The sequence below is a fragment of the Sphingobium sp. UBA5915 genome (assembly GCF_002431195.1).
Taxonomy (GTDB): Bacteria; Pseudomonadota; Alphaproteobacteria; order Sphingomonadales; family Sphingomonadaceae; genus Sphingobium; species Sphingobium soli.
In genome coordinates this window covers 40,581-56,440 of record NZ_DJDV01000088.1, presented here as the reverse complement: position 1 = coordinate 56,440, position 15,860 = coordinate 40,581, and the positions used below count along the sequence as shown (strand labels likewise).

General features: G+C 61.4%; 14 protein-coding genes and 1 tRNA gene. 6 read left to right on the top strand and 9 right to left on the bottom strand.

Features of this window, described 5'->3' with window-relative positions; translation table 11 throughout:
- Positions 1-35: 35 nt before the first annotated feature.
- A complete protein-coding gene (locus tag B2V90_RS14820; RefSeq protein ID WP_009821331.1) occupies positions 36-470 on the bottom strand; it encodes a hypothetical protein in 435 nt (144 codons plus the stop codon).
- 78 nt (positions 471-548) lie between these two features.
- On the opposite strand from B2V90_RS14820, the gene B2V90_RS14815 reads away from it, so the two are divergent.
- From B2V90_RS14815 to B2V90_RS14805, 3 genes are all read left to right on the top strand, one after another.
- Positions 549-2,009: an FAD-binding oxidoreductase gene (locus B2V90_RS14815; protein ID WP_228220376.1), complete on the top strand. Its 1,461-nt coding sequence runs from the start codon at positions 549-551 to the stop codon at positions 2,007-2,009.
- 104 nt (positions 2,010-2,113) lie between these two features.
- Positions 2,114-2,908 (top strand): SapC family protein, encoded by a 795-nt coding sequence (locus B2V90_RS14810; protein ID WP_228220377.1) that lies wholly within the window; start codon positions 2,114-2,116, stop codon positions 2,906-2,908.
- Between the two features lie 295 nt (positions 2,909-3,203).
- A tRNA-Glu gene (locus B2V90_RS14805) sits at positions 3,204-3,278 on the top strand.
- A gap of 798 nt (positions 3,279-4,076) precedes the next feature.
- Here B2V90_RS14805 and B2V90_RS14800 read toward each other — a convergent pair.
- Genes B2V90_RS14800 through B2V90_RS14785 form a run of 4 tightly spaced genes read right to left on the bottom strand, consistent with a single transcriptional unit; the run spans position 4,077 to position 9,832 of the window.
- The gene (locus tag B2V90_RS14800; protein ID WP_230461472.1) at positions 4,077-4,616 is read right to left on the bottom strand and encodes a lytic transglycosylase domain-containing protein; all 540 of its coding nucleotides are present in this window, start codon (positions 4,614-4,616) and stop codon (positions 4,077-4,079) included.
- Positions 4,600-7,533, bottom strand: a complete 2,934-nt coding sequence (gene mobF, locus B2V90_RS14795; protein ID WP_017502399.1) for a MobF family relaxase — start codon at positions 7,531-7,533, stop codon at positions 4,600-4,602. Before mobF ends, B2V90_RS14800 begins: the two co-directional genes overlap by 17 nt.
- Positions 7,530-9,533, bottom strand: coding sequence for a type IV secretion system DNA-binding domain-containing protein (locus B2V90_RS14790; protein ID WP_017502400.1), 2,004 nt, complete (start codon positions 9,531-9,533; stop codon positions 7,530-7,532). Before B2V90_RS14790 ends, mobF begins: the two co-directional genes overlap by 4 nt.
- Entirely contained in the window at positions 9,530-9,832 is a 303-nt protein-coding gene (locus B2V90_RS14785; RefSeq protein ID WP_026109438.1) for a hypothetical protein, read from the bottom strand. The genes B2V90_RS14790 and B2V90_RS14785 overlap by 4 nt, the downstream gene beginning before the upstream one ends.
- Before the next feature lie 483 nt (positions 9,833-10,315).
- On the opposite strand from B2V90_RS14785, the gene B2V90_RS14780 reads away from it, so the two are divergent.
- Positions 10,316-10,576 (top strand): hypothetical protein, encoded by a 261-nt coding sequence (locus B2V90_RS14780; protein ID WP_017502403.1) that lies wholly within the window; start codon positions 10,316-10,318, stop codon positions 10,574-10,576.
- A gap of 185 nt (positions 10,577-10,761) precedes the next feature.
- Here the strand turns inward: B2V90_RS14780 and B2V90_RS14775 are convergent, their stop codons facing one another.
- From B2V90_RS14775 to B2V90_RS14760, 4 genes are all read right to left on the bottom strand, one after another.
- Positions 10,762-11,745 (bottom strand): DUF2493 domain-containing protein, encoded by a 984-nt coding sequence (locus B2V90_RS14775; protein WP_038292990.1) that lies wholly within the window; start codon positions 11,743-11,745, stop codon positions 10,762-10,764.
- A gap of 406 nt (positions 11,746-12,151) precedes the next feature.
- Complete coding sequence (locus tag B2V90_RS14770; RefSeq protein ID WP_026109578.1) at positions 12,152-12,367, bottom strand: DUF6117 family protein; 216 nt, start codon at positions 12,365-12,367, stop codon at positions 12,152-12,154.
- A gap of 11 nt (positions 12,368-12,378) precedes the next feature.
- On the bottom strand, positions 12,379-13,389 hold the full coding sequence (locus tag B2V90_RS14765) for a DUF2493 domain-containing protein (protein WP_293921997.1): 1,011 nt from the start codon (positions 13,387-13,389) through the stop codon (positions 12,379-12,381).
- A gap of 83 nt (positions 13,390-13,472) precedes the next feature.
- Positions 13,473-13,931, bottom strand: coding sequence for a DUF736 domain-containing protein (locus B2V90_RS14760; RefSeq protein ID WP_017503022.1), 459 nt, complete (start codon positions 13,929-13,931; stop codon positions 13,473-13,475).
- 335 nt (positions 13,932-14,266) lie between these two features.
- On the opposite strand from B2V90_RS14760, the gene B2V90_RS14755 reads away from it, so the two are divergent.
- Positions 14,267-14,776, top strand: a complete 510-nt coding sequence (locus B2V90_RS14755) for a hemerythrin domain-containing protein (protein WP_017503021.1) — start codon at positions 14,267-14,269, stop codon at positions 14,774-14,776.
- Positions 14,777-15,023: 247 nt separating this feature from the next.
- The gene (locus B2V90_RS14750; RefSeq protein WP_026109577.1) at positions 15,024-15,680 is read left to right on the top strand and encodes a DUF6766 family protein; all 657 of its coding nucleotides are present in this window, start codon (positions 15,024-15,026) and stop codon (positions 15,678-15,680) included.
- Positions 15,681-15,860 lie beyond the last annotated feature (180 nt).

Genomic DNA, 15,860 nt, shown 5'->3' with positions numbered 1-15,860 from the left:
CAAGAAATACAGAGAGATTGAGGCCAGATGATGCGTTAATCGTCACCGTCAGCGGGTACCAGCCGTCGAAAATTATCTATCTGGCAGGTCATGCCGTTACGCGCCTGCAATTCATCCCGCCCTGAACAGATGGACCCGTCGTCATGCGGCTCGACGTAAAAACCAGAATAAAAGCCCGCCGAATCGCATCCTCGCTCCAAACGAGCGCGGTAACGATGCTGATCCGCCAGCAGCAGGTCCACGCCCTCACGCACGATGATGCTTGCGCTGCGGATGGAACGAAGGGCGATGCAGCGCGGACCCTTTTTTTCGTCCCAATCGTCACGCGCGTGCGGATCGGCACGGGGCGGCGCCTTGCCTTTGCGCGCCATCGGCACCCGGATAATGACGCGGCGCTCGATTGTCATCTGCGCCCATTGCACGGGCTCTGCGGCGGGCGCAGCGAGTAGCAGCAGCACGGAATGAAGCAAGTCGGACCCCTTTATGGGATGGGGACGCTAACGCACGATGGTTGAACAGTCGATGAATTCCGGGGCATAGCCTATCCCATGATTGGACAAGACATCATAGATCGCTTCACCGCGCTGCTCGGCCCCAAGGGCGTCACGACCAATATGGACGACATCGCGCCGTGGGTCAGCGACTGGCGCGGCCGGTATCATGGCGCCGCCGCCGCGATCCTTTCCCCCGATTCCACGCACCTTGTCGCTGAGACGGTGAAGCTGGCGGCCGAACTGGGCGTGCCGCTGGTGCCACAAGGGGGCAACACATCAATGGTGGGCGGTGCAACCCCACCGGCCGACGGCTCCGCCCTCATCCTGTCCCTCCGGCGGATGAACCGCATCCGCAGCCTGTCCGCGCAGGACAATGTCGCGGTCTGCGAAGCCGGGGTGATATTGAGTGTCCTGCATGATGCGGCACGGGCGGAAGGACGACGTTTTCCCTTAAGCCTGGGCGCAAAAGGCTCCGCAACGATCGGGGGGCTTGTGTCCACCAATGCTGGCGGGACGCAGGTGCTGCGTCATGGCACGATGCGCGCGCTGGTCGATGGGCTGGAGGCGGTGCTGCCCGACGGCAGTATCTTCGACGGGCTGGACGCGCTCAAGAAGGACAATCGCGGCTATGACATCAAGCAATTGCTGATCGGTGCGGAGGGGACCCTTGGCATCGTCACCGCCGCGTCGCTGCGCCTCGTGCCCGCCATCGCCACGCGCGCGGTGGGCTGGGCGGGCGTCGACAGCCCCGAACAGGCGCTGCGCTTGCTTCGCCTGGCCGAAGCGACACTGGGCGACAGCATCGAAGGGTTCGAGGTCATTGCCGACGACAGCCTGGGATTTGTGTTGGGGCATATCCCCGGTACCCGATCGCCGATCGAGACACGCACGCCCTGGCACGTTCTGATCGAAATCGATCATGCCGATCTTTCCGATCCGGGCCCTGGCGAAAGGCTGGAAGGCGCCCTGGCGCAGGCCATGGAGCAGGGAATCGTCATCGATGCAGCCATCGCCACCAACGAAACCCAGGCCGAAGCCTTCTGGCGGATCCGCGAATCGCTTTCGGAATCCGAGCGCGCGCAGGGGCCGGCGCTGCAATATGACATCAGCGTGCCCGTCGCGAAGATGCCGGCCTTCATGATTGAAGCGGCCGCGGCGGCCGAGGCCGCCTTCCCCGGCACCACAGCCTCTTCCTTCGGGCATCTGGGCGATGGCAATGTGCATTTCCACGTGCGCGCGCCAAAGGGAACCAGCGATGGTCCGGCCTGGATCGCGGCGCAGGGTCAGGCGATCAACGCCTTCGTTCATGACGCGGTCGTGGCTGCGGGCGGCTCCATCTCGGCCGAACATGGCATCGGCCAGATGAAGCGCGCGGAACTGGCTCGGCTCTCCAGCCCGGCGCGGATTGCCGCCCTGCGCGCGATCAAGACCGCTTTCGACCCCCAGGGGCTGTTCAATCCCGGTAAGCTCATCCCCCTGCCGGAAGAAGCTGACCACGCGACCGGCCCGGCTTAGCGCCGACAAAGCGATTGCACCGGGGCGGCAAGCCCATTATCGCCCTGCCCCAATATTTCCGACCGCGGCGCCGAACGCCGCAATTTGAGAGAATGGACCTGATCATGGCCACAGCGCCCACGAACAACCTGCCGATCTTCTACAATGACCTGCTGCCGCTCAGCACGATGGACCATGCCGATTACAAGAGCCGCAGCGTCGATTCCGCGCCGTTCCTGACCAGCCAGCACGCGGTTCCGCTGACGATCGACGAATTCGTGACGGCACAGCGTTTTGCCCCCATCATCTTTTCGGCCGGAGCGGATGCCGTTCCGTTGCTGCTGATGGGCCTGAACGAAGGCGTCAACATCTTCCTGGATGACGAAGGCAAGTTGCGCGGCCCCGCCTATGTCCCAGCCTATGTTCGCCGTTACCCCTGGATGCTGGCCAAGCTGCGCCCGGACAGCGAGGAACTGTCGCTTTGTTTCGACCCCACCAGTCCCGCGCTGGGCGCGTTCGATGAAGGCACGCCGCTGTTCGAGGATGGCAAGCCCAGCGAACTGACGCAGGGTGTGCTAAAATTCTGCGAGGATTTCGAGCAGGCTGCGGCTCGTACCGGGCAGTTCGTCAAGGAATTGCAGGATATGGACCTGCTGATGGACGGCGAAGTGTCGATCCAGACCCCGATCGCCGACCAGCCCTTCGTCTATCGCGGTTTCCGCATGGTGAATGAGGAAAAGCTGCGCGACCTGCGCGGTGATCAGCTGCGCAAGATCAATCAGAGCGGCATGCTGCCGCTGATCTACGCGCATCTCTTTTCGCTCCAGCTGATGCGCGAAATCTTCGAAGCGCAGATCAATCTGGGCAAGGGCCCGATCAACGCGCCCGCGCCCGTCGCGCCGGTGTCCGCCGAGAACTGAGAACCGGACGGAAATCACCGGGGCATACGACTTTGGTAGGTGGGACGGCGCTTCCCTCTTGAAAGGCGACCGTCACTATCCTATCTCTCAAACATGCGGCGCACCTGCCCCCCTTTCGGGTGTGCCGTATGGGCGCCTCCCCCTTTGGAGGCGTCTCCTCCCTGAACCTAGGCCACCCCATGCTTGCATGGGGTGGTTTTTTATGGAGCGCTGATCGCCGCGACACGGCTTTCTCTTGACGCATCGCCCAGGACTGGTAAAGCGCTCCCCCTGCCGGCCGCCCAAGCGGCCCCAAGGCCCCTTCGTCTAGCGGTTAGGACGCGGCCCTCTCACGGCTGAAACACGGGTTCGATTCCCGTAGGGGTCACCAATCTTTTCAATGACTTAGCTCTTGAGGTTGGCCCCAAAATACCATTTTGCCTATTTCTTGTCCTTTTGACCGTCTGGGATTGTGTAGGACGCGCTTGGAAAAATTTTTCTTGATGAACTGCGGCGTAGTGCCTCGCCGCTGGCTCAGTTGACCAGCGTTGTGCAGCGCGAGGCTACACCTGCCTGAGCCCCACTCCGCATTCTTGTCTGGGCTTTAGCGTGATCGCCGTCGCTCGATCGCCTCACGCAAACTTGCAACCATGATCAAAGTCGAACTTCGATCTTTCACGATCTCCAACTCACCGGATTTGATCAGCTCATAGAGGCGGGACCGGCTTAACCCCGTCATTGTCACCGCTACCGCGATCCTTACGCTGATGGGATCAATGAGTGTAGGTGGCTTTGACTTCTCGACAGGAAGTGGCGCGTTAATTCTTGGCAGGCTCTTACGCACGGCAGAAGGTCTCCTTGTTGGAGTCTGCCAAATGGGATGAAGCCTTCTCAATCTATCGGAACTATGCGGAATTGGAAGTCCAAAGCTGACAGGTATGGGGCGGCGAAATGCGCGCGCGGCGAGGCCTCACCGTTTACGAGGAACATAAACCTACTGAAAGAGCCGCAGGTCCTGACCCTGACGCCTCACGGTGTCGCCAGCGCGGCACGCCGGCAAGGTGCCCGGAAAAGGGCTGGTTGAATGAACTCCGAATCGAAAATGTGCACTGCACAGCGTCACATTCGCTTTTCCTGAATACCGTTGCGGCAGGCTCAGATGACCGGGGGCGCCGATCATTTTGTTCGCTCAACGAACTCTTCCTCCAATGCCCCCCGCGCCGAAAGATGAGAAAATCGTTACACCAAACCGGCGCTTCAAATGTTCCGCTACGCTGCGGGCATATCGCCTCTGCCGATCAGACCTCGGACTGTGATAGACGCCCACCGCCTTCCAATAGCTGCCCGTCGATGCCAGAGCAGCGACGAAAATCCAACGGGCTGCGTGGGCATTGAAGCATGGATCGTAACGCAGCCAATGGCGAACTTCCTCCGGTGAACGATCAAGCGTTGCTGCGATTTTTGGCACCCACCAGCTATTGATCTGGAGAGGTCCGAGGTCGTGGCTCCCATTGCGGTTCGGAACCGCTGCGCCGATCCAACCGCCTTCCTGATCGCGCAGCCCCCACAGGGTCACTTCGAGCCATTTCTGTCCGCCCGCTGCTTGCCTGATGCAATGGGCGACCCTCCGTTCATCGGCTGCATTATGACCCGACGGTGCTGCAAGACAATCCGATTGCCAGATGATCAGTATCATCAGGGCGGCTGTCCGCTTACCGATCGTGATCATGCGATCGCTCCCCAATGTTCCGCTCTGTGGCAAGGTCCTCCGCCTTGGGCGCATGGGCTTGCCGATTCTCGGCCAGCGTCTGCAAATGACGGTCGAGCGTCTCGAACAGTGAGCGGGCATCGCCTGCAAGACGTCCGACAATTCCGCGGTCCGGCTCTCGCTGATCAAGTTTGCGCGCGAGCGCCCTTCCCTCTGCCTTCCGCCGCTCCTCAACCTGTTCGAGCTTCATTCCCTTCAACCGCGCCTCGTTCCGTGCGGCAAAGCGCCTGTTGTGATCGCGCTCCAGACGGCCCAAACCTTCGAGCGCCGATGTCTTCTCGCCCGACCTCTCTTCGAGTTTCGCGATGAGCTTCTTAGGGTCTTCTGTCCAGAGTTTGACGCCGTAACGGGCTCGCGTGATGGCGGTGTAGAAGTTTTGTCCATTGACAAGCGGGGACGCCACAGGGGCCAGCACATAGACGCGGTCATAGGTCTTTGACTGGGCGGAATAGACGGTCTCGGCATAGCCATGGTCCCAAGTGGAGTGGCGTCCAAGGTCAATCTGCTGGACCCGATCCCCGCGGTCCCAGCGAACCGTCGCCACCATGCCATCGAGCCGCTCCACCGTTCCGCGTTCGGCGTTTTTGAGACCAAGCTCCTTGGTCGCGAGCCGCCACTGGATGCGATCACCAGCGGCGAGGTTGCGATGCTCGGAGAGGAATATATTCACGTGCGCCGCCTTGCTGGTTCGCGGATTCCAATTGTGGATGCGCCCCTGCTCATCCGCCAGTCGCACAAGCTGCCGGCCCTTCGCATCGCGCACCACGGAAACCACCCGATACTCGCCATCGCGCGCCAGGCCAGCGCCGACCTGATCGCGGTTGAATTTCAGAACCTGGCCGCCGGAATAGAAGCGGGCCATCTGCTTCTCTTGGTCGCTGAGCCCGGCGGGGGTTAGGACCGCGAGCCGGGTGTCCTCGGCCGCAACGACGCCTTCCCGCTGCAATGTCTCGCGGATCTGACTGTTGACGATGAGGCGCGTCGCATTCTCCAGAACGAGGATATTCGTGGTTGCTCGGCTTTCAGGCTTGAGGCGCGTCCATTCCCTCACCAGCCCCTTGGCCAGTTCCTCCGCGTCTCCGCCGCTGACCACCTTATCGAGATGGTCCAGCGAACCGGCATAATCACCGGCGCGAGCCTGGGTGACAGCAAGCTTCATCGCCCTGGTTTCCTGCCGCCGTGATTCAACCAGCTCGGCGGTCGCGAGCCCAAGCTTCTGCATCAGCCAGAATGCCTTTCCCTGTTCGATCGCGCCGGTCTGCCGGTTGTCACCAAGCAGGATAAGTCTCGCACCGGTCGCACGGCTGATCTCCAGCACCCGCAGCGCCTGGCGGTTTCCGAGCTGGCCCGCCTCATCGAGGACCAGGACATCGTTGCTGCTCAGGCCATGCCCGCCACTCGCCAACAGGCTGGCGACGGTGCGAGATGCAATCCCCGCGCGATCACCCAGTTCAGCGGCGGCAGATGATGTCGGCGCAAGCGCCGTCAGTACCATCCCCGGATGCGCGGCGTTCTTGAGTGAGCGAACCAGCATGGATTTCCCGGCCCCGGCCACGCCATGCACGGCCGTTATCCGGTCTCCTGACAATGCCATGTGCACGAGAGCCTGCTCCTGCGCCGGGGATAGACCAGCGCTTTCCAGAACGGGCAGCAGCCGGTCTGCGCTGGCTACCTGTCTGCCGTCTCCCAGCGAGAGCGCGAGATGCTGGGTCAGCGCCTGTTCCAGCCTTACCGTCCTGCGGCTGGTTCGCCCACGCGTGAGGATTGCGTCGCCGGTCTGCCCCCGAGTAGCGAGCAGTTTGCGGCGGCTCTCATGGTCAATCAGGAGCGGTCTCAGGTCTTCGAACCGAACCTCTCCCACATGGGAGGCAAGGCCTACGGCAATGACGCGACCAAGTGGATTGACCGCCTCGCGCCCTTCCGATTGCCTGATCCCAAACAGGGCCGCCCGCGCTGCGTCGGCGGGCTCAACCGGGACGGGGCGCTCACCAGCCTCCATGGCCTGGGCGAGGACAGCTGCAAGTTTGGGCTCATAAGGGATGAGCCGCGCATCCCAGCGATCATGCAGCTCGTTCAGCCCGACTTTCACCTTTGCGCCACGCGTCTGATAGAAGCTCTGCCTACGCGCCGCCTGCCCGGAAAGGCCATGCTCAGCGGCATGAGCGTTGATCTGCTCGGCACGCTGCGACATCTCTTTGATCAATGCCTTTGGGACGCCCCTGATTTCGAACAATCCTTGGCGCGGATCGAAGTCGATCTCAAATCCATATTCCCGCAAATGGTGGGCAAGGGCGTTACGGTAGATTTGGCCGCTGGCCATCTGCTCGGCATACATGGCCCGCGTTTCGAGACTGGCCATCGGATTGCCCGGATCGCGGTTCGTCATGTTGAGGATCACGATATGGGTATGCAGATGGGGGTCGAGTTCGCGGCTGGCATGCTCAGTAAAGCGTGCCCACAGGAGCCGCCCCGTCGTCTCATGAACGATTTTCCCTTCTTCCCGGCGGCGCAGCTGGGCATGTTCTTCAAGATAGGAAAGCGCTGCGTCGACAGCCTTCTCATGCGCCGCGACCATCCTCTCATCGCGAAGGGCAAGCGCCATGATCGATACGGATTTGGGGGCGCTGATCGCAAAATCCCATCCGGGATGGTGGTCGATCCCGTCTGCACGCCGACGCCCTAACTGCTGGTCCTCGACAGCGCCGCTGAGCAGCGCATTAAGCTGCGCGGAATCCACCTCTCCGTGCAAACCAAGCTCGCCAGCGAGCGCTCCGCCCCAGGAAGATGTCTCCGCATCTCCCTTCGTGTAATAGTCCCCGACGGTGTAATAGCGGGCGATGTTGCCCGGGGAGCCCTTGAGGCGGCGCGGATGCATCATGCCGGCCTCGCATCGTCACGCTCACCGTTGGAACGGCTATGCTTGTGGAGGTTGAAACCACTCCTTGGCCCAAGGAGCTTGGGCGGTTCGGCGTTCGAGCTGTCCCCATCCTGCTTCGGAATTTGGTTGCCCTTATGCGCAGGCGGTTCACCCGCAGTTGCTTCTTCGGGTGAGCTGCCGTCCAAGGGCAGCTGCGGCGCGGGCGGCGCTTCCTTCCCGGCGCGACGGCGCTTTTTCTGCGACACCTTTTCGGGGTGGGGTAGAGCGTTGCCCTCCTCGAACCTCCTCGCAGGTTCCGTTCGCTCGACGAACGCCGGCTCAATCGTTGGCAGCCCATTGTACCGATCCCGGAAATGGACGACGGGCAGATTTCTTCCGAACCGGAGAAATCCCGACAGGTTGGGGAGGTTCGTGACCTCGGTATGCATGACCAGCGGGCGGGTGACTTGCATACGGGAGAGATTGACGCCGTCCCGCATGTCGTTGACCCCATAGGACATGCCCTCATTGGCCTCGACCTGTTCGACCTGCCCCAAATTCTCGGACACATGCTTGGCCGTGGGGGTATCGTTCGCTCGTAGCGCCACCCAGGTGGAACAGTATCCGGTGATCGCGGCCGCATCCTGGATGCCATAGGTTGCCTCCAGCTGCGGATAAGACTGGAACCCCAATATGCCGCATCCGCCATATTTGCGGGCGCGCGCCAGGAAGTCGCTCAGCGAGGGCAGGCGCTGAAGCGTAGGCAGCTCATCGATGACGCAATAGAGGCGGCGCTTCTGGTCGGGCGGAAGGCTCATGATCGCGCTGATCGCGATGTCGAGCCAGACGGTGACGAGCGGCCGCAGAGAAGGAAGCTGGTCGGCTTTCACCGTGATGAAAAGCCAGCTGTCATCCTCTTCATTCGCCACCCAGTCGCGCACCGAGAAGCCGTCCAGTGTGTCGTCAAGATAGGAGAAGCTGCGCATGACAGAGGCCAGTTCGGCGCGAATGCCCGCGGACGTACGGTCTCCCTCCAGCGAAATAAAGGCGGCGGCGTCCGTCCCTTCCGCAAAGGCCGCCAGCGTCTTCAGAGGGCTCCGCAGTAGCGTGTCGAGCAAGACCGAAACGAGCATCTGCTTGTTCTTCGCAAGCTTGCGGAAGACGGCGACCAGCGTTCCCCTCGCCGCCTTCGCCCAAAAGGGATCGCCGCCCTTATCTGGTATCGTGGACTCCGCGATCTGATCATAATGATAGTCGCGCGGCACATCGACCCAAGGGGACCAGCTGTCGGCTCGAGCGTCGAGCGGGTTGAGCAATATGTCATGCCCGGGCCGGTAGAATTTTTCGACGAAGGTGCCGGCCGTATCGAACACGATCGCCCGGCGGCCCTTCCCACGCATTCCCGCCAGCATCTTGACGATGATGTTGGTCTTGCCCGTCCCCGGCGCACCGCAGATTAATATATGCTCAGGCTCAAACTCTTCAGGAACCGGCACACCGCCGATAGCGAAGCTTCCCCGCTTCGACCGCCACAACAGCCGGCGCAATTGCCGTGCCGTCCCGAACCGGGCGCCGCGAATGAACTGATTGGACCCAAGCCCTTTCCCCGTTCGCGTGAAATAGAACCAGGCCCACAGAAGCATAAGCGCGGCAAAGGCACCTGACAGCCCCGCGCCATAGATCAGATGCTGCTCCATCGCCTGCATGGTCTTCTTCGCGATGGGGGAGGCCAGCAGCGCGTCCGAGTTCGTCCAATATTGGCGCCCAGCCGGGGTCCTGAACAGGATCGGCGCCCCACCCGGCACGTCGCTTTTCAGCGTAGCTTCGGCGATCTTCATCGCGACGAAGCGCTGATAGTCGCTGGATTTTTCGAGGACATACCAGATGATGCCGCCAACCCAGATCGCGAGACCCGCAAGCGAGGTCTGGAAAAAGACCTGGGTGGTCATCCTGACATTGTGGACAATGGCCTGACCACCCCGGGTCCAGGAGCCCAGCGTGTCGTTGCGGAAGATGCTCATAGTGCACCATCCTCGGGCGCGAGCAGCCCCCTTTCGAGGAGCAGGGCGCGGGCATCGTCCATGCCCTTCTGGAGAATGTCGGGGCGCCGCGTTCCGACCGAGGCGGCCAATATAGCGAAGACCTGAATGAGCGTCGCCTGCACCTCATCGAAGCGACCATGATAGCCGCCGGCATCGATGCCTTCGAAGCGATCGAGGATGTCGCGGACATATTCGGGGAGGCTGAGCCGCGCCGATCGGGCGCCAGCGACAAGGCGCTCGTAAAGAGCATCCTTCAATCTGATATTGATCCTGGGCAAACGCCGAACTCCTGTTCGATGCCTGTCCAGATGGGGTGAAGCCCGGTCGTTATACGCCTATTTACAGGGGATCTCAACGCCTTACGATGAGGAAGTGCGGCACCGACATGGTGCCAAAGCTTATCAGGCACTTAGCCCTGAATTGCCTTCATATGGTGACCATTTGGTACCAGCTACCGATGAAGAAAGCGACATCGGCACCGGCTGGCACCTTGCCGAAACCCGCGGAAAACCTCGCGATTCGCGCCCGCAGCACCCGTGCGTACGGTGCATTACAAAACGCCCTGGGCGTGAGTACCCCTTTCGCAGCGGGCTCGCCCCGCTGCGCTGCCTCGTGCCGGAAGGCGCGGGGCACCCCGGAGGGGATTTCTCTTCCCGGCGGCAGCCAGCCGAGACTCTGATTGGCACAACGAGTTGCGTTCATGGGCATGATCCTTGATAATGAAATTGGCGGGCAGACCATCCGACGTGAAAGGATGATCAATGCCAAAGTTGAATGACCGTGACCGCCTTGCCGACCTCGAAGCGCGCCAAACGAAAATCGCGCAAGAGATCCTGGACGCCCGCCGCGCTCTGCGCAGCAAATATGCCTCTATCCTGAGCGACATGGAGGTGGAGAGGCTCAGCGAAAAAGACTTTCGCGACCTTCTCCAAAACGCGATACGGGCGGGTGGGCCAGCCTCAATCACTGCACTGAAAGGCATTCCAACGACGTCGAAATCTCAACCGGAAAAGCGCCCGTAGGGCGTCCCTGTGACGAGCACGGCGTAGCCGCGCGCGGGAGGCCCGCGTTCCTTAAGAGCGCGGCATCGTTGTCCGACGGGACGGGCGCGCAGCGCCTGTCCTCGAGGGCAACGACATAGAGCGACAGACAAAAAAGCGGGAGCTATCGGGCCTGAACCCGACCGCTCCCGCATATCCGCATGACTTCAGGAAGCCCAGTGCGCCGGGCCGCCATAGAGTGAGAGGAGCACCGGCGCGACACCGATGGAGCGCATAACCCTTACCAGTTGAGCCTGAACCCCGCTTCCTTCAGCGACGATCGCTTCGACAGGCCGCAGCCGCGCAATCTGGTCATTGCGTACGAACCCGGCTCGGTTCCCCCACCTCCCCTTGTCGATGCCCAGTTTCACCACCGGCGTCTTGGTCTTTGCCGCCCATGCCTCGGCAATCGCATCGCCGCCGCTATTCTGCGCGGTGGTGAGCAGCACCATCTGCGGCCGGGTCGCCTTGGCCCGCGAGAGCGCCTTCCAGATCGGCTCGGGATCTGCCCACTGGCTGCCGCCCGAGAAGACGACCAGCGGGCCTTCAGGATGATACTGCCCGATCCGGCGCTGGCGTCGCGCGGCCAGATAGTCCGTCCCGTTGATGACGCTCGCTGTCCGTTTAGAGGACACCAGCGTCGCCCTTGGCGCAGACCAGGGCTTACCGGTTTCGTTATGATACACCGCCGCGGCATGGTCCCGCATGCAGGCTAGTGCATCCGATGCCTCATCGAGAAACGCCAGTTCCTCCTGCGCGCGCTCCAGCTCGACGGCGTGGATTTCGCTGCCGTCCGCCTGCCGGAGAAGGTCGCGCATCTGTCTTGCAGCACCGTCGGCTTGTCCCGCTGCCCGATCGCTCACTCGGTGGAAACTGTGGACGATGCCCCACGCGATGCGTCCCGCCACTTTCTCCATCCTGCTGTCCCGCAGAACATCGAAGAGCGTCGTGACGATCAACTCGACCGCGAGCTGAACCTCGGTCGCGTCAGGCATCTGCGCAGTGCGCTCTTCGTCGTCCCTGCTGACCCGGACGCCATCGAGGTCCGTTTCGAATGCGGCTAGAAAGCTGTCGGACGTAACCGCGCTTTCGTCCGCAATGAGCGCTGCAATCTCGGTGAAGCTGCGGACGGAACGGAATGCCTTGGTCATGAGAACCTCCTGTGATTGAAAGAGGTCTTCCCCCTGCACGGGCTCCGAGTGACGGGGTCAAGGATCGGGGCGCAGCCCCGACCGCGAAGCGGCGATGGGGGTCACGATTTTTTTCGGCACGCGCCCCCGCCAGCATGGACGGACTGCCGCCTGCCTGCCGAAAAAAATGGTGGGGCCCCGTCATCCTTGAGGCCGGCGCTGTCCCCGTGCCAAGATTAAAAGACTTGAGAGAAGAAGTGTGGCAGCGCTCCAGGGGGCTCGATGCCCCCTGGAGCGCTATGATCCTCGCGCGACATGTGCCCAAGCGCCCTTCTGACATCGCCCCGGACACCCGCGTCGATAAAAAAAGGACCGCGCGCCCGAATGGCTGCGGTCCCAAGGTAAATTTGGATTTCGTCGTCCGCTGTCAGGTCAGCGCCCGGTAGGCGTCGTAAGGGTTACCTTCCGCGAGGTGGCCGAAAGGGGTCATGAGATAGGCCCCCTCCTCCCGCCCGACCGCGCAGATCACGTAACGCGGGTCCCCTGACGCTGAGTCCTGGCATTCTATAAAAGCGAGGTTTCCATCTTCCGCTGCCCGAAGGAGCGACTGGAAATTGGCGCTAAGATAGTCAGGTATTGCCATGCCACCCTCCTTCAATGGCTGCCGCGGGAAGCGCGCGTGGGGATTTTGACGGCGTCAGCCGCCTGGTCCGCCTTGCGCAACGCATGGATGGGAACATTGGCTTGGCGAAGCAACTGGTAGAGATTGGCTTGCACACCCGAGCCCTCGCAGAGCACTGCCTCGACGGGCTTCAGATCGAGAATCTTGCGATTGCGGGTAAAAGCGGTCTTTCGCCCGGTTCCGTATAGGCCATAGCGCACGACGGGCACTTCAACGCCGGTGCGAGCCGCCCAGGCCGCGGCGATCTGATCCACACCGCGGCGTTGCCCGGTGGTGACCAAAGTCATATGGGAGACCCGTGCATGGATGGCGTCAAGCCGTGCCCAAATCGCCTGCCAATCATGCCAGTCGGCCGGACCGGTGACGACGACCACCGGCCCCTGCGGCAGGTGACGTTCGCGCTGCTCCAGCTGACGGGCACGCAGGAAGTCGACCGCAGCGATCTGGCTGGCGCTCGATGCAGAAGAGGCTCGCGTGCCCTTGGCCGGCGACCAGGGCCAGCCTGACTGCGCCCGGTACATTTCCGCGGCATAGTCGCGCATGCATTCAATGGCCTGCCGCTGCTCGGCGACCGACTGACACTGAAGCTGCTTTTCTTCGAGCGAACGGGCATAGATCTCGCTCCCTTCAGGGTCTCGCGCCAGCTCCCCCAGTTCCCTGGCATAGCCATCCTCGCGCTTTTCGAGTTCCCCCGCGAGAAAGTGGAAGCTGTTGACGAAACCCCAGGCGATATCAGGTGCCAGAGGCTCCAAACGGGTACCGGTAAAGAGGTCGAAGATCGCAGCGATAATCCCGCCGCATTCAGCCTGGGCCGCGATCGGCTCGGGCATCTCATGCTCCGCAGGCGCGTCTCCAGGCTCGGCGATTGTAAGCGGCATTGGGTCGCCAAAAGCCGCCTGATATTCCGGCGTTGCGATCATTTGTGCGTAGAGGGCGGGCAAGTCAGCAAATCGATCGATGCTGTGGCGCAGGGCGGTAGCCATGATGCGCATCCTTTCCAAAATTGGCAGACAAAAAGAAAGGCCGGGGAAGCCATTGCTCCCCCGGCCCATGACGCACAAAGACCTCAGTGAGGCACTTCATCGTCGAAATCGCTACCGCCCATGTAGCTGCCATCCATGCCGGCTGTGCTCGCGCCGAACCCGCCCACTGCCTCGCCGCCCACCCCCGGACGTTCCGAACGCTGGCCGCCGCCAAAGCCGCTCAGCGCATCACGGCGCCGCCATGCGACCCGATAGCCTTCAGCATCGCTACCGAACAAAGCGATCGGCAGCGGTTCGGCCAGGCTCGGATCATCGAGCGATCCTTGGAGGAAGCATTCGCCAGTCTTGTTGGCGGTCGCTTCCCAGAGCGCACCGATCTGTACCCAGCGCTGCCCCACGTTAAGCGCGACGATCTCGAAGACCGGCGCGCGCTCATTGGTGCTTTCGACAGGCCTGAGCCCAAGCCGCGGCAAGTCGATCGAACGGGTCGCGATATGACCGATAAGACGACCGTTCACGGGCTTGATTTCACCGATATTCATAACCTCAACTCCTTGGAAGTTCCGCTCTCGACCATCCGAAAGCGACACTCTCCAAGATCCTTCTCCCCTCTCACACGCGGCGCGTCCGTCCGGCGCGACCGTCGGCCCCGAAGGAGCCCGCCTCGCACCGGGCTTCCGCCCGGCCGTCGACCCAAAGAGCCGGACAAATCCGGGATCCCCCTCGCCATTCTTATTAACGGGACAGAAAATTGCCGCCAATCTGGCGACGATTGTGGTGCGCCGTCCCCAGGGGGCCGGCTCTTGCGAGTCGTTCGCTTGGAACGAGAGTAGGTTTGGAGAACTTAGCAGCGGGGGCGAACAAGAGGAGTTTCACCATGGCTGACAGCTTCACTGACGCGATCGCACTGCTCAAAGCCGATCACCGGGAGGTAGAAGACCTTTTTGAGCAATTCGAAAAGACAAAATCCGCCTCGAAGAAGCAGGCGATCGCGCGACAAATCTGCACAGAGCTCAAAATTCACACACTGATCGAGGAAGAGCTGTTCTACCCCGCGTTCCGGGGGAAGATCGAGGACGACACCCTGGACGAAGCCTATGTCGAGCATGACGGTGCAAAGGTGTTGATCAACGACATTGAAGCCGGAAGCCCCGACGACGATTTCTACGATGCTAAGGTCAAGGTCCTATCCGAAGAGATCAAGCACCATGTCCATGAAGAGGAGATGCAGTCGGAGGGCATGTTCGCGCAGTGCCGCAAGACCGACGTCGATCTCGTATCCCTTCGCGACCTCATGCTGGCGCGAAAATCCGAGTTGCAGGCGCAAGCCGGATCCGGCGCGCTGCCGCCGGCCAAGCCAACGGCCGTCAATCTGATGCCGGCGTAAATTTTGGATCTGACCGGGTCACGAGGCCCGGTCAGTGCGCAATAGGCTTGAATTGGGGCCTGAGGGGAAAAGGTTGCTGAACACGGCAACCCACCGGACGAAAATGGTGTCCCACGCACCATTTCGGCAGCGTTCACAAGCGATGTCCTCTTGCAACTGGATGGCGAACTGGCTGCGTTACAGGAAAAGAACCATAATCGTTCCACCTGCGTTCCAGCACACAAGAACAGGCTGAGGGAGACGTCGGATGAGGGTGCTGCGCGATAATGGGCTGACAATTGTCCTTTTGCTGCTTTTTGTCGGCAGCATAGCGGGTCAATGGCTCGCGGGCTGGCATGTTGCGGCCGAGGATGCACAGCGTCACCATCAGGCCGCGATGAGCCTTAGTGCTTATACGTCGAGCCCAGAATTCCTATCCTCGGTTTTCGAGAATTGGGAAAGCGAGTTCCTTCAAATGTCCGCCTATGTCGTCCTGACAGCCTTTCTGATTCAGCGTGGATCGGCTGAATCCAAGGATCCTGATGCGCAGCCACGCGACAAAGATCTGGATAAGCAGGCACTAAAGCCCGGCGCCCCGACTGTGCTACGTGGGGGTGCGATGTGGCGCGCACTATATGCGCGATCGCTCGGCTTGGCGCTGTTCGCACTGTTTCTGATTTCTTTCGTTATTCACTGGACCCAAAGTGCCCAGGTCGCTGCGCAGAACGCAATCGAACATCGTGAGGTGCCGTTGAGCACGCTTGCTTACCTGGGCGACCCGCAACTCTGGTTTGAGTCTTTCCAGAACTGGCAAAGCGAGTTTCTCTCGACCGCCGTCCTGGTCGTGCTTTCGATTTTCCTGCGTCAGCGCGAATCTCCAGAATCGAAGGCCGTCGCAGCGCCCCATAGCGAGACGGGCAGTTGATCCGATTTATCGCGGTGCCACTTACCCGGATATTCGCTCACTTCAGCGATCATGGCCAAGTTGAGGATAATTGACCGTGTGTTCACCGCCATCGCGACCGTTGACCCAGATTATGGGTCACCCGATGGTTCACCATCTCCACGTTGCTTATCATTGTCTCGCCAGAGCGGTCCGCCACTT